1 protein-coding gene is annotated in these 269 nt (G+C 53.9%); it reads right to left on the bottom strand.

The features are described from left to right. Window positions 1–269, bottom strand: a 269-nt coding sequence (locus SB689_RS23230; protein ID WP_410694415.1) for a dihydroxy-acid dehydratase, incomplete at both ends; no start/stop codon positions are given.

Raw genomic sequence — 269 nt, 5'->3', positions numbered from 1 at the left:
GACGCCTATGCGCCCGGCGATAGCCTTCAAGTGAATTACAGCATTGGTGGAGCCGCCTATAGCCGCATTGGTACGAATAGCGTTCTCGAAAGCATCCTTGGTCAGCACCTTTGAAAGCTTTAGATCCTCATCGACCATTTCTACAATGCGATTTCCGGAAAGGTGCGCCAATACATAGCGACGGGAGTCAACTGCTGGAATCGCCGCGTTATGCGGTAACGAGGTGCCGAGTGATTCCGCCATACAGGCCATGGTGGAGGCAGTGCCCA

Source organism: Chryseobacterium sp. SIMBA_038 (genome assembly GCF_046535115.1).
Classification (GTDB): domain Bacteria; phylum Bacteroidota; class Bacteroidia; order Flavobacteriales; family Weeksellaceae; genus Chryseobacterium.
This window is presented reverse-complemented; position numbering and strand designations above follow the sequence as displayed.